This is a genomic window from Xenorhabdus khoisanae (assembly GCF_001037465.1).
GTDB classification, from domain to species: Bacteria; Pseudomonadota; Gammaproteobacteria; order Enterobacterales; family Enterobacteriaceae; genus Xenorhabdus; species Xenorhabdus khoisanae.
Genome location: NZ_LFCV01000256.1, coordinates 1 through 967, shown reverse-complemented (window position 1 = coordinate 967; position 967 = coordinate 1). Strand labels below are relative to the sequence as shown.

Below are 967 nucleotides of genomic sequence, written 5' to 3'. Positions count from 1 at the left end.
GAGAGTGTTTGCAGGATTGTTTTTTTATCCCGTGGTATTTTATTTTTGCATTGCTATATTTTATTATTTATCTCTCTCAAAGATGCCAAAAAACAATAATTCAATTTTAAAGTTTCTTACATTTATTGGCATTTTAGGTTTTGTAATTAGTTTTCCTGTATCTTGGTATGCTGATTCAAAATTAAAAGAAAATGGATATATAAATTGCCATAAAAAATCGTTAAACGCTCCAAACAAATATGTAAAAAATAAAAATCTATGTGACTAAGCATATAATATATGTTTAGTTTTATTTTATAATGTTCTATCTTCCCAGATGCTATAAGCTGATGTTCCAGCAGTCACATGATTCCATGATATAAATTTATAGTTTAGTGTGACCCTTTCATATGGCATTATATCATGATTATTTATAGAGTGTGGGTATACACAGGAAATATCTGTGATAGTGGCCTCTGTAATTTTTACTTCGTAGAATAATTCTAATTGTCCTGTTTGGCTTGTTCTATAAAAGATAAAACCACCATTCAGTGACTCATTTGAGTCTATTGCCATTGCTAGTAGTGGTGAAGACTTGTCGATTGGTTTGATGAACTATATTGGTTGGTGACTCACGTTCTGCTGGCGTGAAATTGCATGATTCAGGCTAAGCACCTGTATTTGATCTTCGTGTCCCTTTTGATATCGATTTCCTATCGAATCAAGAGTTGAACACCCTGCGGAGATTAGACCTTGCTTCTTTCCGTTTAAAGTTAAGTAGATCATGTATGACATACAGAGTTCCATCTTAGTTTAGTATAAGTGATATTGTTTCTTACGTAATCCAAAGAAATTTACGCTAACATATTTAACGTCAAGGGACTAGTGCAATAAATATAAATTATTTGGACTAGCCCATTCCATCTAATCATCTTGGATTCACATATTAAGCGCAACATCGTTATAAACGAAGTAAATGAGTTTTTGT

At 32.0% G+C, this 967-nt stretch carries 1 protein-coding gene and 1 pseudogene; one reads left to right on the top strand and one right to left on the bottom strand.

The genetic code is table 11. The features are described 5' to 3' along the window. A partial coding sequence (locus tag AB204_RS21840) for a DUF1240 domain-containing protein (protein ID WP_152671603.1) occupies positions 1-268 on the top strand: 268 nt, incomplete at its 5' end. Positions 269-294: 26 nt separating this feature from the next. On the opposite strand, the pseudogene AB204_RS21835 reads toward AB204_RS21840, so the two are convergent. Further along, positions 295-774, bottom strand: a pseudogene (locus AB204_RS21835) (Hcp family type VI secretion system effector). Positions 775-967: the final 193 nt, after the last annotated feature.